Source organism: Microbacterium sp. LWH3-1.2 (assembly GCF_040675855.1).
Lineage (GTDB): Bacteria > Actinomycetota > Actinomycetes > Actinomycetales > Microbacteriaceae > Microbacterium.
Map to the genome: position 1 here is coordinate 2376949 of NZ_JBEGIK010000001.1, position 22581 is coordinate 2399529.

Below are 22581 nucleotides of genomic sequence, written 5' to 3' on the forward strand. Positions count from 1 at the left end.
GGAGTTCCCACATGATCGCGCTCAACATCGCCCAGATCGCCCGTGCCGTCTCGGGCGAGGTGCACCTCGAGAACGGCGACACCCTCGACACCGTCGTGTCGGGGGCGGTCGACACCGACTCCCGCCTGATCGAGCCCGGCGGCATCTTCGTCGCCAAGCCCGGAGAGGAGACCGACGGGCACCTGTTCGTCGACGCGGCCGTCGAGAAGGGCGCCGCCCTCGCTCTCGTCGAAAGGCGGGTCGCAGCATCCGTCTCTCAGATCGTCGTGGCCGACGTCGTCGAGGCGATCGCGGCGCTCGCGCGCGAGGTCGTGAAGACGGTTCGGGATGCTGGGGACCTGCGCGTCGTCGGGATCACCGGGTCGAACGGCAAGACGACGACGAAGAACCTGCTCGCCCGCATCCTCGAGGGGGAGGGCGAGACCGTCTCTCCGAAGGCGTCGTTCAACAACGAGGTGGGCGCGCCGCTCACGATGCTGCGCGTCACCGGCACCACGAAGTACCTCGTCAGCGAGTTCGGCGCGAGTGCGCCCGGTGAGATCGCCCGCCTCGCGGGACTCGTCGACCCTGACGTCGGCGTCGTTCTGATGGTCGGCATGGCGCACGCCGGCGGCTTCGGCGGGATCGAGGCGACCTTCCACGCGAAGTCGGAGCTCGTGCGAGCGCTGAGCACCGGGGGAGTGGCGGTGCTCAACGCCGACGACGCGCGCGTCGCCGCGATGGCGCCGATCGCCGCCGAGCAAGGCGTCTCGGTGCGCTGGTTCGGCCGCGGGCCCGCCGCCACCGATGTGCGTGCCGACGACGTCGTGGTCACGGCATCCGGAACCTCCTTCACCGTGACCGCCGACGGCGTCTCGCTGCCGCTGCGCCTGCGGGTGCTGGGCGAGCACCACGTGATGAACGCGCTGGCCGCGATCGCCGCGGCGACGACGCTGGGAGTCTCGCTCGCCGACGCCGTCGCGCGCCTCGAGACGGTCGAGATCGCCGAGCGGTGGCGCATGCAGCCGCTCGGATCGGAGCGCGTGCGGATCATCAACGACGCGTACAACGCGAGCCCCGACTCGATGGCGGCCGCGTTGCGCACCCTCGCGCAGATCACGGGTCCCGACGAGCGCACCGTCGCCGTGCTCGGCGCGATGAGCGAGCTCGGCGAGCACGCCGAGGAGGAGCACGACCGCGTGGGCCTCCTGGCCGTGAGACTCGGCATCCAGCGCATCGTCGTCGTGGGCGACCCCGCCCGGCGCATGTTCCTGGAGGCCGTCGCACAGGGCTCGTGGGACAACGAAGCCGTCTTCTTCTCCACTGCCGACGAGGCGTTCGACTATCTGCAGGGCGAGCTGCGCGACGGCGACCGCGTGCTGGTGAAGTCGTCGAACTCCGCCGGACTCCGGTTCCTCGGCGATCGTCTGGGAGAATCGTTCTCGTGAGATCACTCCTTACCGCGGCGGCGATCTCGCTGGCATTCACCCTCTTCCTCACCCCCGTGTTCCTGCGGCTCTTCCGCAAGTGGGGCTGGGGTCAGGTGATCCGGACTCCGGAAGACATCCGAAACCCCAACCACCAGACCAAGCGCGGCACGCCCACGATGGGCGGCACGATCTTCATCGTCGGAACGATCGTCGGGTACCTGGTCGGGTGCTACGTCGGCAACAACCCGCCGACGGTCTCGGGCCTCCTCGTGATCTGGATGATGGTCGGTCTCGGTGCGGTCGGCTTCATCGACGACTACATGAAGGTGCGTCAGCAGAAGTTCATGGGCCTGAGCGGCTGGCGCAAGGTCGCCGGACAGGTCGCCGTCACCGTGCCGTTCGGCATCGTCGCTCTGAGCTTCCCCAACCAGTTCGACCAGACGCCGGCGTCCCCGTACATCTCGGTGTTCCGTGACGTGCCGGCGCTGGGGTTCATGACCCTCGGGCTCATCGCCGGGTGGATCCTTTACCTCGCCTGGATCACCTTCATCGGCGTCGCGTTCTCCAACAGCACGAACGTGACCGACGGCCTCGACGGCATGGCCGCGGGTGCGGCGATCTTCGTCGTCGGCGCCTACAGCCTCATCGCGTTCTGGCAGTTCAATCAGGCGTGCTGGGGAGGCGACGCTCTCTCGGCGGCCGCGAAGGCCGCCTGCTATCCGACGCGCGACCCGTTCGATCTCGCGATCATCTCGGCGTCCTTCGTCGGTGCGCTGGTCGGGTTCCTGTGGTGGAACGCGCCCAAGGCCAAGGTCTTCATGGGCGACGTGGGCTCGATGGCCATCGGCGGCGTCATCGCAGCGATGGCGATCCTCACCCGCACCGAGCTGCTCGCGGTTCTGGTCGCCGGCGTCTTCATCATCGGGCCGGGCTCGGTGATCCTGCAGCGCCTCTACTTCAAGATCACGCGCGGCAAACGCCTCTTCCTCATGAGCCCGTTCCACCACCACCTCGAGCTGCGGGGCTGGTCGGAGGTCACGATCGTCGTGCGCATGTGGATCATCGCCGGCCTCCTGGCGGTGTCGGGCGTCGGATTCTTCTACGTCGAATGGCTCTCTCGCACATGACCTCGGAACGCCTGGGCACCCTCACCAGCTGGAACGCCGACTGGAAGGGCCTGCGGGTCGCCGTGCTCGGCCTGTCGGTCACCGGCTTCTCCGTCGCAGACACGCTCGCCGAGCTCGGCGCCGACGTCCTCGTCGTGACCGAGAAGGCCGACGAGGAGTACGCGCGCCTGCTGCCCGTCATCGGCGCAAGCCTGTGGACGGGATCGCTCGAGTCGGTGCCCGCCGAGCTCGTCGAGTTCGCGCCCGAGGTCGTCGTGGCGTCGCCGGGCTTCGCGCCGCGGCATCCGCTCATCTCCTGGGCGCGGGAGAAAGGCATCGCGCTGTGGGGAGACGTCGAGCTCGCGTGGCGCGTGCGCGACAAGGTGGTGCGTGCGGACGGCACGCCCGCCGAGTGGATCCTCATCACCGGCACCAACGGCAAGACCACGACCACGCGCCTCACGGCCACGATGCTCGTCGCGGGCGGCCTGCGCGCGGCGCCCGTCGGCAACATCGGCACCCCGGTTCTCGACGCGGTGCGCGACCCCTCGGGGTTCGACGCGCTCGTGGTCGAGCTGTCGAGCCACCAGCTCTGGTATCTCGGGCTGCAGGACTCGCCCGATCCCGTGTCGCCGCACGCCGCGGTGTGCCTGAACCTCGCCGACGACCACCTCGAGTGGCACGGGTCCTTCGAGGAGTACCGCGCGGCGAAGGCGCACGTGTACGACGACACGCGCGTCGCCTGCGTCTACAACAAGGCGGATGCGGCGACCCAGGCGATGGTCGAGGACGCCGAGGTCGTCGAGGGCGCCCGCGCCATCGGCTTCGACCTGGGCGTGCCGGGCCCGAGCGACCTGGGCGTCGTCGAGGGCATCGTCGTCGACCGGGCGTTCCTCGAGGACCGGCACAAGAGCGCGCTCGAGCTCACCACGGTCGAGGAGCTCGCCTCCCTCGGGCTCGCGGCGCCGCACATCGTCGCGAACATCCTGGCCGCATCGGCGCTCGCGCGATCGCTGGATGTCGCGCCCGCGGCGATCCGCGACGCGCTGCGCGGGTTCCGCCTCGACCCGCATCGCATCGAGGTCGTCGCGCGCCACGGCGGCGTCACGTGGGTCGACGACTCCAAGGCCACCAACCCGCACGCCGCGGCCTCGTCGCTCGCGGCCTACCCGGGGGCCGTGTGGGTCGTCGGGGGACTCCTCAAGGGCGTCGACATCGCCGAACTCGTCTCGGGCCGCGGCGCCGGGGCGAAGGCGGCGATCGTGATCGGCCTCGACCGTACGGCGGTCGTCGCCGCGTTCGAGCGACACGCGCCGGCGGTGCCCGTGTTCGAGGTGGACGCCGATGAGACTGAAGAGGTCATGGCGCAGGTCGTCGAACTGGCGGCAGGGGTGGCGCGTGACGGGGACGTGGTTCTGCTCGCTCCCGCTGCCGCATCCTTCGACCAGTTCGCGTCGTACGCGGACCGCGGCAGCAGATTCGCTGCGGCGGTGAGGGAACGGATCGGAACGGGGGAGCCGGGTGACCACGACAGAGCCCCCGCGGACCCGGCCGACGCGCCCCGCCACGACAGCGGCGACGACGAAGACCGAGGCTGACAAGCCGGCGCGTCGCGGCCTCGCCGCCCGCGTCTCGCTCGGGCGGGTGTTCGCGCCCGTGCCGAGCGAGTTCCTGCTGATTGCGTCGACGGCGCTGCTCCTGACCGTCTTCGGGCTGGTCATGGTGCTGTCGGCGACCTCCGCGACGGCGACCGCCGCCGGCGAGGCGCCCTGGGAGATGGTGCTCAAGCAGGTCGTCTTCGCCGTGATCGGCATCCCGCTGATGTTCATCGCGAGCCGCCTGCCGGTCGCCTTCTGGAAGAAGGTCGCGTGGCCCGCGCTGATCTTCGGCGTCGCCTTCCAGCTGCTGGTCTTCACGCCCCTCGGCCACGGCGCCGACGGCAACCGCAACTGGATCACGATCGCCGGCTTCCAGGCGCAGCCATCCGAGTTCCTGAAGCTCGGCCTCGCGCTCTGGGTTGCGTTCGTGCTGTTCCGCAAGCGGACCCTGCTCACCAAGTGGCAGCACGTGTTCATCCCGCTCGTGCCCGTGGCAGGCCTCGCGATCGCGACCGTGCTTGCCGGCGACGACCTCGGCACCGCGATGATCCTCGTGCTCATCGTGCTGGGGGCGCTGTTCTTCTCGGGTGTGAAGCTCCGTATCTTCGTGCTGCCCGCCATCGCGGCGGCGGGTGCGGTGGCATTCCTCGCCGTGACCAGCCCCGACCGCATGCGCCGGTTCATGAGCTTCCTGAACCCGAACTGCCTCGACGACTACTTCAACGACTGCTACCAGCCGCTGCACGGCATCTGGGGACTCGCGAGCGGCGGGATCCTCGGCCTCGGTCTCGGCAACTCGCGCGAGAAGTACGACTGGCTCCCCGCGGCGGCGAACGACTACATCTTCGCCATCGTGGGCGAAGAGCTCGGTCTCATCGGCTGCGCGGTCGTGCTGGCGCTGTTCGCCCTCTTCGCGGTCGGCGCATTCCACGTCATCCGCAAGACCGACGACCCGTTCGTCCGCATCGCGGCCGGCGGGATCACGGTATGGATCGTCGGCCAGGCGCTCATCAACATCGGCGTCGTGCTGCGGGTGTTCCCGGTGCTCGGCGTGCCCCTCCCCTTCATGTCGCAGGGCGGTACCTCGCTGCTCTCGGTGCTGCTGGCGTGCGGCGTGCTGCTCGCGTTCGCGCGATCGCTGCCGGCATCCGTCGCGCGCCGCGAGGCTGCGATAACGTCGGCCCGCGCTGCCCGCGAGCGCGCGAAGCTCCGCGCCGTCCGCTGACCCTGGGCTGCTGACGGGTTGGGGGCGCGGTCGCTCCCTTGGGGCGGAGTTTCTGCGCCCCGACGGAGGGTTTCGCGCCGGAAGCCTGGGCAAGCCAGCGTTTGGGGCGCGTCCCGTGCTTTCGGGGCGCACCCGGCGCGCCCCGAACGATCGCGGCGCGCCCCAAACCCGGGGTTTCGCGCCGGGTAGGCTCGGGGAGTGACGACGTACCTTCTCGCCGGCGGCGGCACCGCCGGCCACGTCAACCCGCTCCTGGCTGTCGCCGACGCGTTGCGTGCGCGCGACCCGGAGGCCGAGGTGCTCGTGCTCGGCACCCGTGAGGGGCTCGAGGCGCGGCTCGTACCCGAGCGCGGCTACGAACTCCTGTTCGTCGACAAGGTGCCGTTCCCGCGCCGCCCGAACAAGGCCGCAGCCGCGTTCCCGGCGCGCTTCCCGCGCGCGATCTCGCAGGTGCGGGCGCACATCGCGCAGCGCGGCGTCGACGTCGTCGTCGGGTTCGGCGGCTACGCGTCGGCCCCCGCCTACGTGGCGGCCCGGCGCGAGAACGTGCCATTCGTCGTGCACGAGGCGAACGCGCGCCCGGGCCTCGCGAACGTGCTGGGGGCCCGCAGAGCTTCCGGTGTGGGGGTGGCCTTCGAGGGCACGCCGCTGAAGCGGTCGAAGGTCGTCGGGATGCCGCTGCGCCGCGAGATCGTGACGCTCGACCGCGACGCGCTTCGCGACGAGGCGGCGGCGTATTTCGGCCTCGACCCGGCGAAGCCCGTGCTCCTGGTCTTCGGCGGCTCGCTCGGCGCCCAGCGCCTCAACGCCGCTTTCGGCGACGGGCACGATGAAGGCTGGCGCGCCGTGGTCGACGCCGGGTGGCAGCTGCTGCACGTCACGGGCGAGCGCTCCGAGCTCGCCGACCCCGGCTCACCCGGCTATGTCGTCCGCCGCTACGTCGACCGGATGGACCTCGCCTTCGCCCTCGCCGACTTCATCGTGTCTCGTTCGGGCGCGGCCACCGTGAGCGAGATCAGCGCTCTGGGAATCCCCACCGCGTACGTGCCGTACGCCGTGGGCAACGGCGAACAGGCGCTGAACGCTTCATCGGCCGTTCGCGCGGGCGCGGCGATCGTGATCCCGGATGCGGAGTTCACCGGCGACCGCGTGCGCTCGGAGGTCGTGCCGCTGCTGGCCGACGAGACCCGCCGCGCGGCGATGGCGGCGGCCGCGGCATCCGTCGGCACCCGCACCGGAACCGAGAACGTCGTCGCGATGATCGACGACGCGCTCAGCGCCTGAGACGATCGGACTCGCGTCCACCTCGGAGGGTGATGGTGGCGCGGGGGCGATCGGAGGCCGATGGTGGCTGCGGCGAAGCGCGCGGCAGCGGTTCTGCTGACCGGACTGTGCGTGCCGGCACTGGTCGGCTGCGTCCACGGTCCGGGCGAGCCGAAGGGGGGCCCGACGCCGGCGGCGTTCCTCGAGCGCGACGAGCTGCCGTCGTGCGGGGCGGTCGAACTCGATCAGGGCGAGCAGATCCCCTCGGGAGACCTCGCCTGCCTCGAGGAGGCGACCACCGCCGGAGCGGAGCTCGCGGTGACGCGACCGACCGTCGAGGGCGACCCGATCGCGGAGTACTACAGGGTGCTCCCCGGTGGCGGCGGCGGGTGGGAGATCTACACCGACATGACACAGGATCGGTACGGCGAGGGCTGGTGGCTCAATGAGTGCCCCGATGCGCTGTCGATGTCGCAGCTCGGTGAGTGCACGAGCACGCGGTTGTGAGTTCGGTCACGCCGGGGCGGGGGGTGCGGCGCGCAGCGCCGCGGTGACTGCTGCGAGGGCCTCCTCGGCTCCAGACGCAGATCGCGCACCTGCGCGGCGAAGGCGGCGGCAGCGCGCTGCAGCTGCTGACGTGCGGGGGTCGGCGTCGAAGGCGACGAACGTGCCGTTGCGGCCCCGTGTCTCGATGATTCCGGATGCCTCGAGCTCGCGGTACGCGCGAGCGACCGTGCCCGGCGCGACCCCGAGGTCTTCCGCGAGGCGGCTCACCGTGGGCACAAATGGCCCCCGCCGGAGCCTCCCAGCGCGCCGGGGGCGCAGCATCCGTGACCCGACCTAGACTTGACCGGTCATGATCAGACCCGATCTCAGTCTTCCCATCCCCGTCGACATCACCGCCGCCCACTTCATCGGAATCGGCGGATCCGGCATGTCGGGACTCGCCCGCATGTACCTGGAGCGCGGGATCCGCGTGTCGGGCTCCGACCGCGCCGACAGCAAGACGCTGCGCGAGCTCGCCGAGCTCGGCGCGACCGTCTACGTCGGACACGACGCCGCGAACCTCGCCGACGACGTCGACACCGTCGTGCACACCGGCGCGATCTGGCCCGAGAACCCTGAATTCGTGCTCGCCAAGGAGCGCGGCCTCCCCGTGATCCACCGGTCCCAGGCGCTGTACTGGCTGATCGGCGGCCGCCGGCTCGTCTCCGTGGCCGGCGCGCACGGCAAGACCACGTCGACGGGCATGATCGTCACGGCGCTCCGCGACCTCGGCGTCCGGCCGACCTTCGTCAACGGCGGCGTGATCGCGCAGCTCGGCGTCTCCAGCGGCAGCGGTGACGACGACCTCTTCGTGATCGAGGCCGACGAGTCCGACGGCACGTTCCTGCTCTATGACACATCGGTCGCGCTCATCACGAACGTCGACCCCGACCACCTCGACCACTGGGGCACGCGCGACGCGTTCTACGCCGCGTTCGCCCGGTTCGCGAACGCGGCGCGCGAAGCCGTCGTCATCTCGTCCGACGACGCGGGCGCGCAGCTCGTCACCGCGCAGCTGACCCACCCGAACGTCGTCACCTTCGGCGAAGCCGACGGCGCCACGGTGCGGGTCACCGACATCGTGACCGACGGCCCGGTCTCGTTCCGCATCACGCACGACGGTGTGACCGTCGACGCGCAGCTGCCGGTGCCCGGCGCGCACAACGCGATCAACGCCGCCGGCGCGGTCGCCGTGCTGCTCACGCTCGGCCACGACCTCGAGCCCGCGGTCCGCGCGGTCGAGGGCTTCGCCGGCACCGTCCGCCGCTTCGAGCTGCACGGCGTCGAGCGGGGCGTCAGCGTCTTCGACGACTACGCCCACCACCCGACCGAGGTTGCCGCCGCCCTCGCGGCCGCGCGCTCGGTCGTCGGGGACGGACGCCTCATCGCGATCCAGCAGCCGCACACCTACTCGCGCACGCAGGAGATGTACCGCGAATTCGCCGAGGTGCTCGAGCGGTACGCCGACCACACGGTCATGCTCGACGTCTACGGCGCGCGCGAGGATCCGGTGGCGGGCGTGACCGGAGAGCTCGTGAGCGACGCGTTCGCCGACCCGTCCCACGTCCACTACGTGCCCGACTGGCAGGAGGCCGCCGACTACACCGCGTCGGTCGCCCGCGACGGCGACTACGTCATCACGCTCGGCTGCGGCAACGTGTACCTGATCATCCCGCAGGTGCTCGAGGCCCTCGGCCGCGAGGACGCCGGAGCCTAGGCCCGCATGCGCCGCCCGTCGCCGTTGCCGCAGTCGCCGGTCGCCTCGCGCGGGGCGGCCGAGAAGGCCGCACCGGCACGCCCCTCCCGTCTCGCCGACGCGGCAGCTCCGCGCGCCACGGAGCGCGAGCGCGAAGAGCCGACGCTCGACGAGAACCCCACCGCGCCCGTCATCCCGCTGGCATCGCCGACACCGCTGCCCGACGCCAAGGCTGCGTCGGATGACGCGACCACGTGGGAGGGAACGGATGCCGCGGACGTCGGCTTCCGCGAGGTGTTCAAGGCGGCTCGCGCCCGGCGCAAGGCGCTGCGCGCCGAGATCCGCCGCTTCACCGTGCGTCAGCGACGCCGGCGTGCGGTGTTGCTCGGGGCGGCAGCATCCGTTCTCCTCCTCGCCCTCGGCACTCTCGGCGCCGCGTACAGTCCGCTCTTCGGGGTGGAGAAGATCACCGTGGTGGGTGCGCAGCAGCTCGCCGTCGCGGACATCGCCGACGCCCTGTCTGGGCAGCTCGGAACGCCGCTGCCGCTCGTGGACGAGAGTGCCATCAAGGCCGAACTCGTCGCGTTCCCTCTGATCGAGACGTACGCGCTCGAGGCGCGTCCGCCGCACGAACTCGTGGTGCGGATCGTCGAGCGCACGCCGGTCGGCCTCATCGAGACCCGCGCCGGCTACACGCTCGTCGACGCGGCGGGGGTCGCCCTCTCGACCACGGCGACGCCGAGCCCCGGCACGCCGCTGCTCACGATCACCGGCGGTGTGGATTCCGAGGCGTTCGCCGCGGCAGGTCAGGTCATGCGATCGCTGCCGGAGGAGATCCGCGCGCAGGTGACGGGGGTCACCGCCTCCACCCCCGACGACGTGACGCTCGAGCTGGGCGGCACGAACACGCAGGTGGTGTGGGGCAGTGCCGAGGAGTCGGCGAAGAAGGCATATGTGCTGCGGGCGACGATGGCCGCCCGCCCGCCCGCTGACGTGTTCTCGTACGACGTCTCGTCACCGGACGCCGTCGTCGTCCGCTGACCGGCGCACCCTCTGACGCGACTTCGAGTACCAGTTGCCGCGACACGCCGACTCGGTCCGAGCGCGCGCGTGGCATCCGCCTACTTTCGTGACAAAGGAATTGCATACCGGGCAATTCTTTATACCTCTACTAGAGGTTGAAGGTTTAGACAGGTCCAGGGCTACGGAGGCCGGCATGAGCCAGAACCAGAACTACCTCGCCGTCATCAAGGTGGTCGGCGTCGGCGGCGGCGGAGTGAATGCGGTCAACCGCATGATCGAGCTCGGCCTGCGGGGCGTCGAGTTCATCGCGATCAACACCGATGCTCAGGCTCTGCTCATGAGCGACGCCGACGTCAAGCTCGACGTGGGACGCGAGCTCACACGCGGGCTCGGCGCGGGTGCCGACCCCGAGGTGGGTCGCCGTGCCGCCGAGGACCACGCGGAGGAGATCGAGGAGGCGCTGCGCGGCGCCGACATGGTCTTCGTCACCGCCGGCGAGGGTGGCGGCACCGGTACCGGCGGTGCCCCGGTGGTCGCGAAGATCGCGAAGTCGATAGGAGCACTCACGATCGGTGTCGTGACGAAGCCCTTCTCCTTCGAGGGTCGTCGCCGGCAGCAGCAGGCCGAGACGGGAGTCGCTCGCCTGAAGGAAGAGGTCGACACCCTCATCGTGGTGCCGAACGACCGCCTGCTCGAGATCAGCGACCGGGGCATCTCGATGATCGAGGCGTTCGCCACGGCCGACCAGGTTCTCCTCGCCGGTGTGCAGGGCATCACGGACCTCATCACGACGCCCGGTCTCATCAACCTCGACTTCGCCGACGTCAAGTCGGTCATGCAGGGAGCGGGGTCGGCCCTCATGGGCATCGGCTCGGCGCGGGGGGCGGATCGCGCCATCAAGGCCGCGGAGCTCGCTGTCGAATCGCCTCTGCTCGAGGCCTCGATCGAGGGCGCGCACGGCGTGCTGCTGTCGATCCAGGGCGGATCGAACCTCGGCATCTTCGAGATCAACGACGCGGCGCAGCTCGTCAAGGAGGCCGCGCACCCCGAGGCGAACATCATCTTCGGTACCGTCATCGACGACACGCTCGGCGACGAGGTGCGCGTCACCGTCATCGCCGCAGGCTTCGACGGCGGCGAGCCGCAGGCCCGCATCGAGCCGATCACGGCCGCCCGCGTCGTCTCGACTCCCGCGCTGCCGGTGACGCCCGCCGACGAGGCTGCGAAGGACCGCGACGCCGTCGAGACGCCGGCCGCCGTTCCGGTGGCGGTCGGCGCGGTGACCGAGTCGTCGTACGACACGGCCTTCGGCGACGACGACCTCGACATCCCCGATTTCCTCAAGTAAGTGGGCGGTCTCGCCGAGCGTCTCGCGGCGATCGATGAACGGATAGCGGATGCTGCGCGTGCAGCGCATCGCGACCCGTCCGGGCTCACCCGCATCGTCGTGACGAAGTTCCACCCCGCGGCGCTCGTGGAGGAGCTGTACGGGCTCGGTGTGCGCGACGTGGGGGAGAACCGGCAGCAGGAGTTCAGTCGCAAGGCCGTCGAAGTCAGAGACCTCGACGGCCTGCGCTGGCACTTCATCGGGCAGGCGCAGACCAACAAGGCGCGTGCGATCCGGGCCGCGGCATCCGTCGTCCACTCGCTCGACCGCGTCCGCCTTGCCGACGCGCTCGACGCCGCCGCCGAGCCGGGCGACGCCGCCCTGGACGTGCTGCTGCAGGTGAACCTCACCGACGACCCGGGTCGTGGGGGAGTCGCCCCTGGTGACCTCGAGCCCCTCGCCTCGCATGCCGCGGCGCTGCCCTCGCTGCGCGTGCGAGGGGTGATGGCGGTCGCACCGCTGGACGAGCCACCCGCGTCCGCCTTCGAGCGCCTGAACGGTCTCTCGGGCATCGTGCGCTCGGTCGTCCCCGACGCCGAGTGGATCTCCGCCGGCATGACTGCCGACTTCGCCGAGGCCATCGCGGCCGGCGCGACACACCTACGCATCGGTTCGGCAATCACCGGACCCAGGCCAGAACGCGGTTAGCCTCGGAACAGATGAGCACTACGGAGGATCAGATGTCGAACCCGCTCAAGAAGACCATGGTGTACCTCGGACTCGCCGACGAGGAAGAGGTCTACGAAGAGCCGGCCCCTCAGCCGCGTGCTCGCACCTCCGAGAAGGTGGTCGACAAGCCGGCGGCGCCGGTGACCCCGATCCATCGCCCCGCGGTGGTGCGTCAGCCGGCGCCCGCGGCGATCAACGAGATTCTCACGGTGCACCCCAAGCAGTACCGCGATGCCCAGGTCATCGCCGAGAACTTCCGTGACGGCATCCCCGTCATCATCAACCTCTCGCAGATGAGCGACGCCGACGCGCGGCGCCTCATCGACTTCGCGAGCGGCTTGTCGCTCGGCCTGTACGGACGCATCGAGCGGGTCACCAGCAAGGTGTTCCTGCTCTCGCCCGAGAACGTCGCCGTGTCGGGCGACGGAGCGGTCGCGCAGGCCGATCCGGAGTCGGTTCCGTTCGCGCAGCCGTAATCTGGCTACGTGGCAGTCGTCCAAATCATCGCAGCGATCCTCAATCTCGCGCTGCTCCTCTATGTCTTCGTGTTGCTCTCGCGACTGGTCCTGGACTGGATCCCGTTCTTCAACCGCGAGTGGCGGCCGCGGGGCGCGGGTCTCGTCGCCGCGGAGATCATCTACACCGTCACCGACCCGCCGATCCGGCTGTTCCGCCGCTTCATCCCGCCGCTGCGGGTGGGTGCCATCGCGATCGACTTCGGGTTCGCGCTGACGATGCTGCTGTGCTTCATCCTGCTCAGCATCACCCGCACCATCGCGGGCTGAACAACTCATTCCGACCCGGTCGCCGGCTTCGACACTCTCAGAACCGATGACTATGCTTTGCTGATACGAACGGCCGCCAGTCGGCGGCCGCCCCGACATCGGCCAGCGACCAGACGCTCGAAAGAGGAATCACCATGGCATTGTCCCCCGATGACGTCGTCACCAAGCAGTTCCAGCACGTCCGCTTCAAGGAGGGTTTCGACCCCGATGAGGTCGACGACTTCCTCGACGAGATCGTCGTGGAGTGGCGTAAGGCTCTCACCGAGAACGAGGAGCTGAAGGCCAAGCTGGCGGCGTACGAGTCGGGTGCTGCCGCACCTGCAGCTGCGCCCACCCCCGCGCCCGTCGTCGAGGCCGCTCCCGCCGGCGCAGCCGGTCCCGCCGCGAGCGCCGGCATCATCGAGCTGGCCCAGCGCCTGCACGACGAGCACGTCGCCGAAGGCATCGCGCAGCGCGACCAGCTCATCTCCGACGCCAAGTCGCAGGCCGCGTCGATCGTGTCCGAGGCCGAGACCCGCGGTCGCGAGGAGCTCTCCAAACTCGAGCGCGAGCGCACGTCGCTCGAGGGCCGCATCTCGGAGCTCCGCAACTTCGAGCGGGACTACCGCGCGCAGCTGCGCAGCTACATCGAGGGCAAGCTGCGCGACCTCGAGACCACGGCGACGGCGTCCGGCGCACAGCCGGTCTCCGCGCTGGGCCTCTAGGCCTTGTCGCGCCGACCTCCCCTTCGTCAGGCGGCGGCCGGCACCATCATCGCGGTTCTCGCGGTGCTGGTGCTGGCCGCCGACCAGTTGGCGAAGTATCTCGCACTCGAGAATCTGCCGTACCAGGAGCCGGTCGAGGTCCTCGGAGACTTCCTGAGCTTCTACCTGACTCGCAATCCCGGCGCCGCCTTCTCGCTCGGCGAGGAGGTGACGTGGATCTTCACGATCGCGCTGGCCGCCGTCGCCGTCGTCATCGCGTGGCTCGCGGCGACGCGCGTGCGCTCGCGCCTCTGGGCGGTCGCCCTCGGACTCCTCCTCGGCGGCGTCCTGGGCAACCTCACCGACCGACTGCTCCGCGACCCCGGCTTCGCCGTCGGGCACGTCGTCGACTTCATCAACACGCCGTGGATGTGGTTCTTCCCCGGCATGTCCCCGGCGATCTACAACGTCGCCGACATCTTCATCGTGTGCGACATGATCGCGATCGCACTCTTGGTACTCGTGGGGGTTCACATGGACGGTACGCGCGACCACGGCCGCAAGGACAAGAACGAGAACGAGAGCGACGAGACGCTGCTCGGCGCCGAAGGCGACCAGTTCGCCTCGGGCGGCACCGTGGAGGGCTTCGGTGACGAGTTCCCCGTGGCCGACCCCGATGCCGGCATCCCGGCCGCCGAGCGCGGCCTGCCGCCGCTCAGCGAGGCGGAGCAGCGCAAGGTCGAGGAAGAGGCCGAGCGCGAGGCCGAGGAGTTCGAGGCCGAGCATGAGGCGGGCCACGATCCGAAGCGGCCCGAGTCGGGCGCCCAGCTCTGACGTGGAGTCGCGCAGCCTTCCCGTCCCCGACGGCCTCGACGGCGCCCGCGTAGACGCGGCACTCGCCAAGATGCTCGGCTTCTCCCGCACGTTCGCGGCCGAGGTCGCCGAGGCCGGTGGTGTGACGATGGACGGGCGCACGCTCGCGAAGTCCGACAAGCTGCGGGGCGGCGCGTGGCTGGACGTGTCGTGGGCGCCCAAGGAGGAGCCACGTGTCGTGCCCGTGGAGGTGCCCGACCTCGGCATCGTCTACGACGACGACGACATCGTGGTGGTCGACAAGCCCTCCGGTGTCGCCGCGCACCCCTCCCTCGGATGGGAGGGACCGACCGTCCTCGGCGCTCTCGCCGCCGGTGGCTACCGCATAGCGACGACCGGCGCCGCCGAGCGCCAGGGCGTGGTGCACCGACTGGACGTCGGCACGAGCGGGCTCATGGTCGTCGCGAAGACCGAGAGCGCGTACGTCGCGCTCAAGCGCGCATTCAAGGAGCGCGAGGTCGAGAAGATCTACCATGCCGTCGTGCAGGGTCACCCCGACCCGCTCGCGGGCACGATCGACGCACCGATCGGGCGGCATCCGTCCCATTCGTGGAAGTTCGCGGTGACCCCGGAAGGCAAGGACTCGGTCACCCACTACGAGACGCTCGAGGCGTTCCCTGGCGCGTCGCTGCTCGAGATCCACCTCGAGACCGGCCGCACCCACCAGATCCGCGTGCACATGGCTGCGCACCGGCATCCGTGCGTCGGCGATCCGCTGTACGGCGCCGATCCGACGATGTCTGCGCAGCTGGGCCTGACCCGTCAGTGGCTGCACGCGCACGAGCTCTCGTTCGCGCACCCCTCGACGGGGGACTGGGTGACGTTCACGTCGGACTATCCGGCCGACCTCGCCCACGCACTCGGCGTGCTGCGGGGCGACTGAGCCGGCGGGAGCCGGCCCGAGGCGAGTTCAGCGGCCGCCCTCGAAGCGTGCGGGGACCTCGTTCTGCAGCGCCACCTCGATCCGACGGCGCATCTCCGCGCTGACCTCGGCCGGCAGGGCAGCGAGCTCGTACCAGCCGACCTCGGTCATCTCGCCGTCGGCGGGGTAGGGCTCGCCCGACACCCACGCGCAGCGGAACGCAAGGTCGAGATAGTCGCTCTGGTCGCCGTTGTCGTACGTGATCCGCGGAATCTGATGCACCCACGCGAGCCGCTCGACGCGGCAGACCACGCCGGCCTCTTCGAGGGTCTCCCGCACGGCGGCATCGGCGGGCTCCTCGCCGGGGTCCACGATGCCGGTGACCGGTGTGAGGTGTCCGTTGTCACTGCGCCGGCCGAGCAGCACACGGGCGTCGCGGACGACCACCGCCGTCACACCGACCAGCGGCAGGGGGTGGGTGCCGATCTTCTCGCGCAGCTCGAGGACGAAATCCGGGGTGGGCATGCTCACACCCTATGCGGCGTGGTGGGGTGCGATCGCCACCGCCTGGACGATGTCGGATGCTGCGGGCAGAGTGTTGGCATGTCGATCGAGGTGAGGCCGGCGACGGTCTATGAAGATGTCGCGACGATGGTCGGTCCGAAGAATCCGGATTCCAACGTGTGCTTCTGCCTCAGCTACCGCATCCCGTCGAAGGAGAACCTCGCGCTCAAGGGCCCCGAGCGCGGCGAACGGGTGCGGCGACTCATCGACGAGGAGGGACCGATCGGCGTTCTCGCGTACGACGATGAGGAGGTCGTCGGGTGGGCGGCCGTCGCGCCGCGGGCGCAGACGCACTTCGCCACGTTCCGCAAGATCCCGCACGTCGACGAACAGGACGCCTGGTCGGTGTGGTGCTTCCGCGTGCGCCCCGGTCATCGCAAGAAGGGCGTCATGCACGCGCTCATCGAGGGCGCCGTCGACTTCGCGCGCGATCAGGGCGCCCCGGTGCTCGAGGGCTATCCCGTCGACAACGGCGGCGAGAAGGTCGACCTGACGATGGCCTACGTCGGCACGCGCCGCCTCTTCGAGCAGGCGGGATTCGTGAAGGCCGCCGACACCGAGTCGGTGCTGTCGGGGTTTCCCCGCGTGCTCATGCGGCTCGACCTCTAGCGTGGACGCCTGAACGAACTCCTGCGCCGCCGCTTCTCCCGCGCCAACACCCTCTACCTCGACTTCGTCGATGCGGTCTCGCGGAGCAGCTGGGGTCGCACCTCGCCGACCTGCCGTCAGACACGCTCGGCCACCCCTCGACGAAGTCTTCTGAGATTCGGGCCTTCATCCTCGAGTCGAGGGTGAAGGGACCTCGCGGCGGGAGTGCGCGACTCACGACGGATGCCGCCGCAGGTGTCGGCGGCCGAACCTAGACTCGACGCGTGGCATCCGATTCCTTCGTCCATCTGCACGTGCACAGCGAGTATTCGATGCTCGACGGAGCGGCCAAGATCGGCGCGATGACGCAGGCTGCGGCCGAGTACGGCATGCCGGCCATCGCCGTCACCGACCACGGCAACACGTTCGCGGCGTTCGAGTTCTACCGTGCGGCGCAGGCCGCGGGCATCAACCCGATCATCGGTCTCGAGGCGTACGTCACTCCCGGCACCCACCGCAGCGACAAATCTCGTGTGGCGTGGGGCACGCCCGAGCAGAAGAGTGACGACGTCTCCGGCTCCGGTGCGTACACGCACACCACGCTGTGGAGCGAGACCACCGAGGGCATGCACAACCTGTTCCGGTTGAGCTCGCTGTCGAGCATGGAGGGCTACTACTTCAAGCCGCGCATGGACCGCGAGCTCCTGCAGACGTATGGCAAGGGGCTCATCGCGACGACCGGCTGCCCGTCCGGCGAAGTGCAGACGCGCCTCCGCCTGGGTCAGTACGACGCGGCCCGCGCGGCGGCCGCGGAATTCCAGGACATCTACGGCAAGGAGAACTACTTCGCCGAGATCATGGATCACGGCCTCTCGATCGAGCGGCGGATCATGTCCGACCTGCTGCGGCTCGCCAAGGATCTCAGCATCCCTCTGGTGGCCACCAACGACTCCCACTACACGCACCAGCACGAGGCCGATGCGCACGCGGCGCTGCTGTGCGTGCAGTCGGGGTCCACCCTCGACGACCCGAACCGGTTCAAGTTCGACGGTGACGGCTACTACATCAAGACCGCGCAGGAGATGCGCCAGCTGTTCCGCGACCACCCCGAGGCGTGCGACAACACGCTGCTCATCGCGGAACGCTGCAAGGTCGAGTTCAACACCGCCGCGAACTACATGCCGCGCTTCCCGGTGCCCGACGGCGAGACCGAAGACAGCTGGCTCATCAAGGAGGTCGAGCGCGGCCTCCACTACCGGTACCCGGGCGGCATCCCCGACAAGGTGCGCAAGCAGGCGGAGTACGAGACCGGCATCATCCTGCAGATGGGCTTCCCGGGGTACTTCCTCGTCGTCGCCGACTTCATCAACTGGGCGAAGGACCACGGCATCCGCGTCGGTCCCGGCCGAGGCTCGGGTGCGGGCTCGATGGTCGCCTACGCGATGAAGATCACCGACCTCGACCCGCTCGAGCACGGCCTCATCTTCGAACGCTTCCTCAACCCGGACCGCGTCTCGATGCCCGACTTCGATGTCGACTTCGACGACCGCCGCCGCGGCGAGGTGATCGACTACGTCACCGAGAAGTACGGCTCCGAGAGGGTCGCTCAGATCGTCACGTACGGCACCATCAAGTCGAAGCAGGCTCTGAAAGACGCGGGACGCGTCCTCGGGTTCCCGTTCAGCATGGGGGAGCGCCTGACCAAGGCGATGCCGCCGCCCGTCATGGGCAAGGACATGCCGCTCGACGGAATGTTCGACCCGCAGCATCCGCGGTACAAGGAGGCTGTCGAGTTCCGCACGCTGATCGAGACCGATCCCGAGGCGAAGACGGTGTTCGACCGTGCGCTCGGGCTCGAGGGACTGAAGCGGCAGTGGGGCGTGCACGCGGCGGGCGTGATCATGTCGTCGGAGCCGCTGCTCGACATCATCCCGATCATGAGGCGCGAGCAGGACGGCCAGATCGTCACGCAGTTCGACTACCCGTCGTGCGAGACCCTCGGCCTCATCAAGATGGACTTCCTGGGGCTGCGCAATCTCACGATCATCTCGGACGCGCTCGACAACATCCGCCTCAACCGCGGGGAGGAGCTCGATCTCGAGCACCTGACGCTCGACGACCGCCCCGCCTACGACCTGCTCACCCGCGGCGACACGCTGGGTGTCTTCCAGCTCGACGGCGGGCCGATGCGATCCCTGCTCAGGCTCATGAAGCCCGACAACTTCGAAGACATCTCGGCCGTGATCGCCCTGTACCGCCCGGGCCCGATGGGTGCGAACTCGCACACGAACTACGCGCTGCGCAAGAACGGGCTGCAGGACATCACGCCGATCCACCCGGAACTCGAAGAGCCCCTGAAGGACATCCTCGACACGACCTACGGCCTGATCATCTATCAGGAGCAGGTCATGGCCATCGCCCAGAAGGTCGCGGGCTTCTCGCTCGGCCAAGCAGACATCCTACGCCGCGCGATGGGCAAGAAGAAGAAGTCCGAACTCGACAAGCAGTACGAGGGCTTCTCCGGCGGCATGAAGGAGCGCGGGTTCGGTGAGGCCGCGATCCAGGCGCTGTGGGACATCCTGCTTCCCTTCTCGGACTACGCCTTCAACAAGGCGCACTCCGCCGCCTACGGGCTCGTGTCCTACTGGACGGCTTACCTCAAGGCCCACTATCCGGCCGAGTACATGGCAGCGCTCCTCACCAGCGTCGGCGACTCGAAAGACAAGATGGCGGTGTACCTCAACGAGTGCCGCCGTATGGGCATCAAGGTGCTCCCGCCGGACGTCGGGCAGTCGATCCGCTACTTCGCGGCCGTCGGTGAAGACATCCGCTTCGGCCTCGGGGCGGTGCGCAACGTCGGCGGCAACGTCGTCGACGGCATCGTCGCCGCGCGGGCTGGTGCGACGTACACGAGCTTCCACGACTTCCTGTCGAAGGTGCCGGTACACGTCGCGAACAAGCGGACGGTCGAGTCGCTCATCAAGGCCGGCGCGTTCGACACGATGGGCTCGACGCGCCGCGCACTCATGGAGATCCATGAGGACGCGACCGAGGCCGCAGTGCTCGACAAGCGCCGCGAGGCCAACGGCGAGGTCGGCTTCGACTTCGACTCGCTCTGGGGAGACGACGAGCCTCAGCAGGCGGCCAAGGTGCCCGAGCGGCCAGAGTGGACCAAGAAGGACAAGCTCGCGTTCGAGCGGGAGATGCTCGGTCTCTACGTGTCCGACCACCCCCTGGCGGGGCTCGAGATCCCGCTCGCGAAGCACGCGTCGACCAGCATCCACGATCTGCTCGCCTCGGAGGACGTCGGGGACGGCGACCAGGTGACCATCGCCGGCCTGGTCACGAGCGTGCAGCACCGCGTGGCCAAGCAGAGCGGCAATCCCTACGGGATGATCACCGTCGAGGACTTCGACGGCGAGATCACGGTCATGTTCATGGGCAAGACCTACACCGAGTTCCAGCACATGCTGCAGGCGGACTCCATCCTCGTGGTGCGCGGCCGCGTATCGCGGCGCGACGATGGCATGAATCTCCATGCACAGTCGGCATTCGCGCCCGATCTGGGAAGCATGGACGAGTCCAGCGCACTGGTGCTGATCATTCCGGAGCGCCGCGCGAGCGAGGCGCTCGTCGGCGAGCTCCTGCAGACTCTGAACCGACACGCCGGCGACACAGAGGTGTCGCTCAAGCTCCACAGCGGCACGGTGGCCAAGGTTTTCGAGGTCCCGCATACCGTCCGGATCACCCCGGATCTGTACGGCGAGCTCAAGGGTCTTCTCGGGCCGCAATGCCTCGGGTGAAGCAGTCGCGCGCGGGCGCCGGCGCGTGTCGCCGCGCGTCGCGCCGTCTCATCGGCGTCTCATACGCCGTGGGTAATATCGGGTCGACGCGAGCCTCGGGAGCTCGCCGGAAGGAAATATCGTGACGGACGAGAAGCAGGGCGAGAACATCGACGAGGCGGTCGCGACCGAAGAGCCGCCGCAGTACGGCGTCGGACCGTTCTCCATCCGCGAGGTCGCCCTCGTCGGCACGTGGATCGTCGCGTTCGTGGTGTCGTTCTTCCCGATCTACGGCCCGTTCGAGTCGGCGCCGTCGGTCTGGACCAGCGGCATCGACTGGGTGCTGACGATCGGTGTGCCCACCATCGCGGTGTTCCTGATCGTGCTGCGCCGCCTGTCGCCGCAGGGCATCCGGCGTGTCGGATCGCTCGGCATCGACCAGTTCGCCTCGGTCGCGTTCTCGGTCGCCACCGTGCTGTGGTTGTCGATCCTGTGGACCTCGTTCGTGCGGCTCTCCGTCGGACAGGGCTTCCTCGCCTCGTGGGTCGTCTGGGTGGAGTTCTTCCTCATGCTCGCCGGCGTCGTGCTCACGGTCGCCGCGCCGTTCATCGCGCCGTTCGCGCAGGACTTCCGTGATCGCCCGGAGGTTCCGGCCCACCGCAGCGCCCGCCCGGTGCGGCGTGTGTCACCTCGCCCGGCGTACGTCCGACCCGAGCCGGAGCCCGAGGCGGAACCCGAGTACGAGCCTTACGCGCCAGCAGGCGCCGCGACGGACGGCCCCGGAGTCGCAGCGACGCCGGACGCGTCAGCGAACGACGGCTCCGCCACCACCGTGATCCCGATCGACGAGCAGGTCGCCCCGGCCGAGGAGCCGGCCACGCCGGCACCGAACGAGCCGACGCAGGCCCGCGAGTCGTTCGAGCACGTCGAGAACCCGACGTCGACCGTCGAGCCCGCGGCCGCCACCGCGCCGCAGCACCAGGCCTTCTGGGCGCTCGTGCCCGAGGAGCGCGACATCGTCGACGAGATCGGCATCCCGGTGTTCCGCATCGGCCCGAGCGCGTGGGCGCTCGTGATCGAGGACCGCGGCGACGTCTTCGTGGTGCGCCACGAGGACGGCCGCATCGGCTACCTGCACGACGTCTCGGGCGTCACGCGCGGCTGACCCCGGCACCGCGCGCGGTACCTTAGACGGATGCTCCGGACGATCGACCTGCGCGGGCGCACGCTCTCGCCCGCGGAACTCCTCGCGACCGTTCCCCGTGCCGAGGCGGCGCGCGAAGAGGCCTTCGCCACCGCCGCGCACATCGTGGAGGACGTCGCCGCGCGCGGCGAGGTCGCTCTCCGCGAGCAGGCCGACAGGTTCGACGGCGTGGCGGGACACGACATCCGCGTCCCCGCCGCGCACCTCGACGAGGCGCTCGAGGCGCTCGACCCCGCCGTGCGCGCCGCACTCGAGCAGGCGATCGAGCGCGTGCGCGAGGCATCCGCCGCTCAGGTGCCCCCGCCGACGGTGACCGAGCTCGGTCCCGGCGCCAGGGTGACGCAGCGGTGGCAACCGGTGCGCCGCGTCGGCCTCTACGTCCCCGGCGGCAAGGCCGTGTACCCGTCGAGCGTCGTCATGAACGTCGTGCCGGCGCAGGTCGCGGGAGTGTCCGAGATCGCGCTGGCCTCTCCGCCGCAGCGCGAGTTCGGGGGCCGAGTGCACCCGGTGATCCTCGGCGCCGCGAAGCTTCTCGGGGTCACCGAGGTGTACGCGATGGGCGGGGCGGGCGCGATCGGCGCACTCGCCCACGGTGTCGCGTCGCTCGGCCTCGAGCCGGTCGACGTGGTCACCGGCCCCGGCAACAACTTCGTGGCCGCCGCCAAGCGTGCCGTGGCGGGTCTCGTCGGGACGGATGCCGAAGCCGGCGCGACCGAGATCCTCGTGGTGGCCGACGACAGCGCCGACGCACGCCTGGTCGCCGTCGACCTCATCAGCCAGGCCGAGCACGACGAGCAGGCCTCGGCCGTCCTCGTGACGACGTCGGAGCGGCTCGCCGCCGGAGTCCTCCAGGCCGTCGCGCCCCGCGCGGCCGCAACCCGGCACGCCGAGCGCGTCGCCGCCGCGCTCGCGGGACCGCAGTCGGCGATCGTGCTCGTCGACGACATCGCCGTGGCGACCGCGTTCAGCAACGCGTATGCACCCGAGCACCTCGAGCTGCACCTCGCCGACCCGCGCCCCGAGGACTTCGTGCACGCAGGCGCAGTTTTCGTCGGCGCCGACTCCCCGGTGAGCCTCGGCGACTACCTCGCCGGCAGCAACCACGTCCTGCCGACCGGGGGACAGGCACGCTATTCGTCCGGCCTCTCGGCTGCGACGTTCCTGCGTCCGCAGCAGATCATCGAGTACGACCGCGACGCCCTCGCCGCTGTCCACGACGCCATCGTGACGCTGGCCGAAGCGGAAGCGCTCCCCGCCCACGGCGAGGCCATCACAGCCCGCTTCCAGGACTGAGCCCGGATTCCCGGCGTAGGCTGTC

At 69.8% G+C, this 22581-nt stretch carries 21 protein-coding genes; 19 read left to right on the top strand and 2 right to left on the bottom strand.

Features of this window, described 5'->3' with window-relative positions:
* The first annotated feature begins 11 nt into the window (after positions 1-11).
* From MRBLWH3_RS10975 to MRBLWH3_RS11000, 6 genes are all read left to right on the top strand, one after another.
* Positions 12-1427 (top strand): UDP-N-acetylmuramoyl-tripeptide--D-alanyl-D-alanine ligase, encoded by a 1416-nt coding sequence (locus MRBLWH3_RS10975; RefSeq protein WP_363431677.1) that lies wholly within the window; start codon positions 12-14, stop codon positions 1425-1427.
* Positions 1424-2536, top strand: coding sequence for a phospho-N-acetylmuramoyl-pentapeptide-transferase (mraY, locus tag MRBLWH3_RS10980; protein ID WP_363431680.1), 1113 nt, complete (start codon positions 1424-1426; stop codon positions 2534-2536). Before MRBLWH3_RS10975 ends, mraY begins: the two co-directional genes overlap by 4 nt.
* Entirely contained in the window at positions 2533-4113 is a 1581-nt protein-coding gene (gene murD, locus MRBLWH3_RS10985) for a UDP-N-acetylmuramoyl-L-alanine--D-glutamate ligase (protein WP_363431682.1), read from the top strand. Before mraY ends, murD begins: the two co-directional genes overlap by 4 nt.
* On the top strand, positions 4037-5338 hold the full coding sequence (gene ftsW, locus MRBLWH3_RS10990) for a putative lipid II flippase FtsW (protein WP_363431685.1): 1302 nt from the start codon (positions 4037-4039) through the stop codon (positions 5336-5338). Before murD ends, ftsW begins: the two co-directional genes overlap by 77 nt.
* 198 nt (positions 5339-5536) lie before the next feature.
* The gene (locus MRBLWH3_RS10995; RefSeq protein WP_363431688.1) at positions 5537-6622 is read left to right on the top strand and encodes a UDP-N-acetylglucosamine--N-acetylmuramyl-(pentapeptide) pyrophosphoryl-undecaprenol N-acetylglucosamine transferase; all 1086 of its coding nucleotides are present in this window, start codon (positions 5537-5539) and stop codon (positions 6620-6622) included.
* A 63-nt stretch (positions 6623-6685) separates the two neighbouring features.
* A complete protein-coding gene (locus tag MRBLWH3_RS11000; RefSeq protein WP_363431690.1) occupies positions 6686-7108 on the top strand; it encodes a hypothetical protein in 423 nt (140 codons plus the stop codon).
* Positions 7109-7114: 6 nt separating this feature from the next.
* Here the strand turns inward: MRBLWH3_RS11000 and MRBLWH3_RS11005 are convergent, their stop codons facing one another.
* Positions 7115-7429, bottom strand: a complete 315-nt coding sequence (locus tag MRBLWH3_RS11005) for a GntR family transcriptional regulator (protein WP_363431692.1) — start codon at positions 7427-7429, stop codon at positions 7115-7117.
* A gap of 28 nt (positions 7430-7457) precedes the next feature.
* Between MRBLWH3_RS11005 and murC the strand changes: the two genes are divergently transcribed.
* From murC to MRBLWH3_RS11050, 9 genes are all read left to right on the top strand, one after another.
* Positions 7458-8864, top strand: a complete 1407-nt coding sequence (gene murC / locus MRBLWH3_RS11010) for a UDP-N-acetylmuramate--L-alanine ligase (protein ID WP_363431695.1) — start codon at positions 7458-7460, stop codon at positions 8862-8864.
* Positions 8865-8870: 6 nt separating this feature from the next.
* The gene (locus tag MRBLWH3_RS11015; protein ID WP_363431697.1) at positions 8871-9884 is read left to right on the top strand and encodes an FtsQ-type POTRA domain-containing protein; all 1014 of its coding nucleotides are present in this window, start codon (positions 8871-8873) and stop codon (positions 9882-9884) included.
* A 175-nt stretch (positions 9885-10059) separates the two neighbouring features.
* The gene (ftsZ, locus tag MRBLWH3_RS11020) at positions 10060-11214 is read left to right on the top strand and encodes a cell division protein FtsZ (protein ID WP_363431700.1); all 1155 of its coding nucleotides are present in this window, start codon (positions 10060-10062) and stop codon (positions 11212-11214) included.
* The gene (locus MRBLWH3_RS11025; RefSeq protein WP_363431703.1) at positions 11215-11901 is read left to right on the top strand and encodes a YggS family pyridoxal phosphate-dependent enzyme; all 687 of its coding nucleotides are present in this window, start codon (positions 11215-11217) and stop codon (positions 11899-11901) included. It begins immediately after the preceding gene.
* A gap of 32 nt (positions 11902-11933) precedes the next feature.
* Entirely contained in the window at positions 11934-12398 is a 465-nt protein-coding gene (locus MRBLWH3_RS11030) for a cell division protein SepF (protein ID WP_363435459.1), read from the top strand.
* 9 nt (positions 12399-12407) lie between these two features.
* Positions 12408-12707 carry a YggT family protein gene (locus MRBLWH3_RS11035; RefSeq protein WP_363431706.1) on the top strand — a complete coding sequence of 100 codons (300 nt, stop codon included), beginning with the start codon at positions 12408-12410 and terminating at the stop codon, positions 12705-12707.
* A gap of 134 nt (positions 12708-12841) precedes the next feature.
* Positions 12842-13411 carry a DivIVA domain-containing protein gene (locus MRBLWH3_RS11040; protein ID WP_363431709.1) on the top strand — a complete coding sequence of 190 codons (570 nt, stop codon included), beginning with the start codon at positions 12842-12844 and terminating at the stop codon, positions 13409-13411.
* 3 nt (positions 13412-13414) lie between these two features.
* Positions 13415-14224 (top strand): signal peptidase II, encoded by an 810-nt coding sequence (gene lspA / locus MRBLWH3_RS11045; RefSeq protein ID WP_414685359.1) that lies wholly within the window; start codon positions 13415-13417, stop codon positions 14222-14224.
* A gap of 1 nt (position 14225) precedes the next feature.
* Positions 14226-15146, top strand: a complete 921-nt coding sequence (locus MRBLWH3_RS11050) for an RluA family pseudouridine synthase (protein WP_363431712.1) — start codon at positions 14226-14228, stop codon at positions 15144-15146.
* 27 nt (positions 15147-15173) lie between these two features.
* Here MRBLWH3_RS11050 and MRBLWH3_RS11055 read toward each other — a convergent pair whose 3' ends face one another.
* Positions 15174-15650 carry an NUDIX hydrolase gene (locus MRBLWH3_RS11055; protein ID WP_363431715.1) on the bottom strand — a complete coding sequence of 159 codons (477 nt, stop codon included), beginning with the start codon at positions 15648-15650 and terminating at the stop codon, positions 15174-15176.
* 78 nt (positions 15651-15728) lie between these two features.
* Here MRBLWH3_RS11055 and MRBLWH3_RS11060 point away from each other — a divergent pair, with 78 nt between their 5' ends.
* The 4 genes from MRBLWH3_RS11060 to hisD all read left to right on the top strand — a co-directional run bounded on the left by MRBLWH3_RS11060 (position 15729) and on the right by hisD (position 22556).
* Positions 15729-16298 (top strand): GNAT family N-acetyltransferase, encoded by a 570-nt coding sequence (locus MRBLWH3_RS11060; RefSeq protein ID WP_363431718.1) that lies wholly within the window; start codon positions 15729-15731, stop codon positions 16296-16298.
* 311 nt (positions 16299-16609) lie between these two features.
* The gene (dnaE, locus tag MRBLWH3_RS11065) at positions 16610-20080 is read left to right on the top strand and encodes a DNA polymerase III subunit alpha (protein ID WP_414685402.1); all 3471 of its coding nucleotides are present in this window, start codon (positions 16610-16612) and stop codon (positions 20078-20080) included.
* Between the two features lie 121 nt (positions 20081-20201).
* The gene (locus tag MRBLWH3_RS11070; RefSeq protein ID WP_363431722.1) at positions 20202-21224 is read left to right on the top strand and encodes a hypothetical protein; all 1023 of its coding nucleotides are present in this window, start codon (positions 20202-20204) and stop codon (positions 21222-21224) included.
* Positions 21225-21254: 30 nt separating this feature from the next.
* Positions 21255-22556, top strand: coding sequence for a histidinol dehydrogenase (hisD, locus tag MRBLWH3_RS11075; RefSeq protein WP_363431725.1), 1302 nt, complete (start codon positions 21255-21257; stop codon positions 22554-22556).
* The last annotated feature ends 25 nt before the right edge of the window (positions 22557-22581 follow it).

What these genes read in the sequence shown, in the direction of transcription:
- MRBLWH3_RS10975 (WP_363431677.1), top strand. Translation starts at nt 12, where the DNA reads ATGATCGCGCTCAACATCGCCCAGATCGCCCGTGCCGTCTCGGGCGAG.
- murD (WP_363431682.1), top strand. Translation starts at nt 2,533, where the DNA reads ATGACCTCGGAACGCCTGGGCACCCTCACCAGCTGGAACGCCGACTGG.
- MRBLWH3_RS11005 (WP_363431692.1), bottom strand. Translation starts at nt 7,429, where the DNA reads ATGCTGCGCCCCCGGCGCGCTGGGAGGCTCCGGCGGGGGCCATTTGTG.
- murC (WP_363431695.1), top strand. Translation starts at nt 7,458, where the DNA reads ATGATCAGACCCGATCTCAGTCTTCCCATCCCCGTCGACATCACCGCC.
- MRBLWH3_RS11015 (WP_363431697.1), top strand. Translation starts at nt 8,871, where the DNA reads ATGCGCCGCCCGTCGCCGTTGCCGCAGTCGCCGGTCGCCTCGCGCGGG.
- ftsZ (WP_363431700.1), top strand. Translation starts at nt 10,060, where the DNA reads ATGAGCCAGAACCAGAACTACCTCGCCGTCATCAAGGTGGTCGGCGTC.
- MRBLWH3_RS11030 (WP_363435459.1), top strand. Translation starts at nt 11,934, where the DNA reads ATGTCGAACCCGCTCAAGAAGACCATGGTGTACCTCGGACTCGCCGAC.
- MRBLWH3_RS11040 (WP_363431709.1), top strand. Translation starts at nt 12,842, where the DNA reads ATGGCATTGTCCCCCGATGACGTCGTCACCAAGCAGTTCCAGCACGTC.
- MRBLWH3_RS11055 (WP_363431715.1), bottom strand. Translation starts at nt 15,650, where the DNA reads ATGCCCACCCCGGATTTCGTCCTCGAGCTGCGCGAGAAGATCGGCACC.
- MRBLWH3_RS11060 (WP_363431718.1), top strand. Translation starts at nt 15,729, where the DNA reads ATGTCGATCGAGGTGAGGCCGGCGACGGTCTATGAAGATGTCGCGACG.
- dnaE (WP_414685402.1), top strand. Translation starts at nt 16,610, where the DNA reads ATGCTCGACGGAGCGGCCAAGATCGGCGCGATGACGCAGGCTGCGGCC.
- hisD (WP_363431725.1), top strand. Translation starts at nt 21,255, where the DNA reads ATGCTCCGGACGATCGACCTGCGCGGGCGCACGCTCTCGCCCGCGGAA.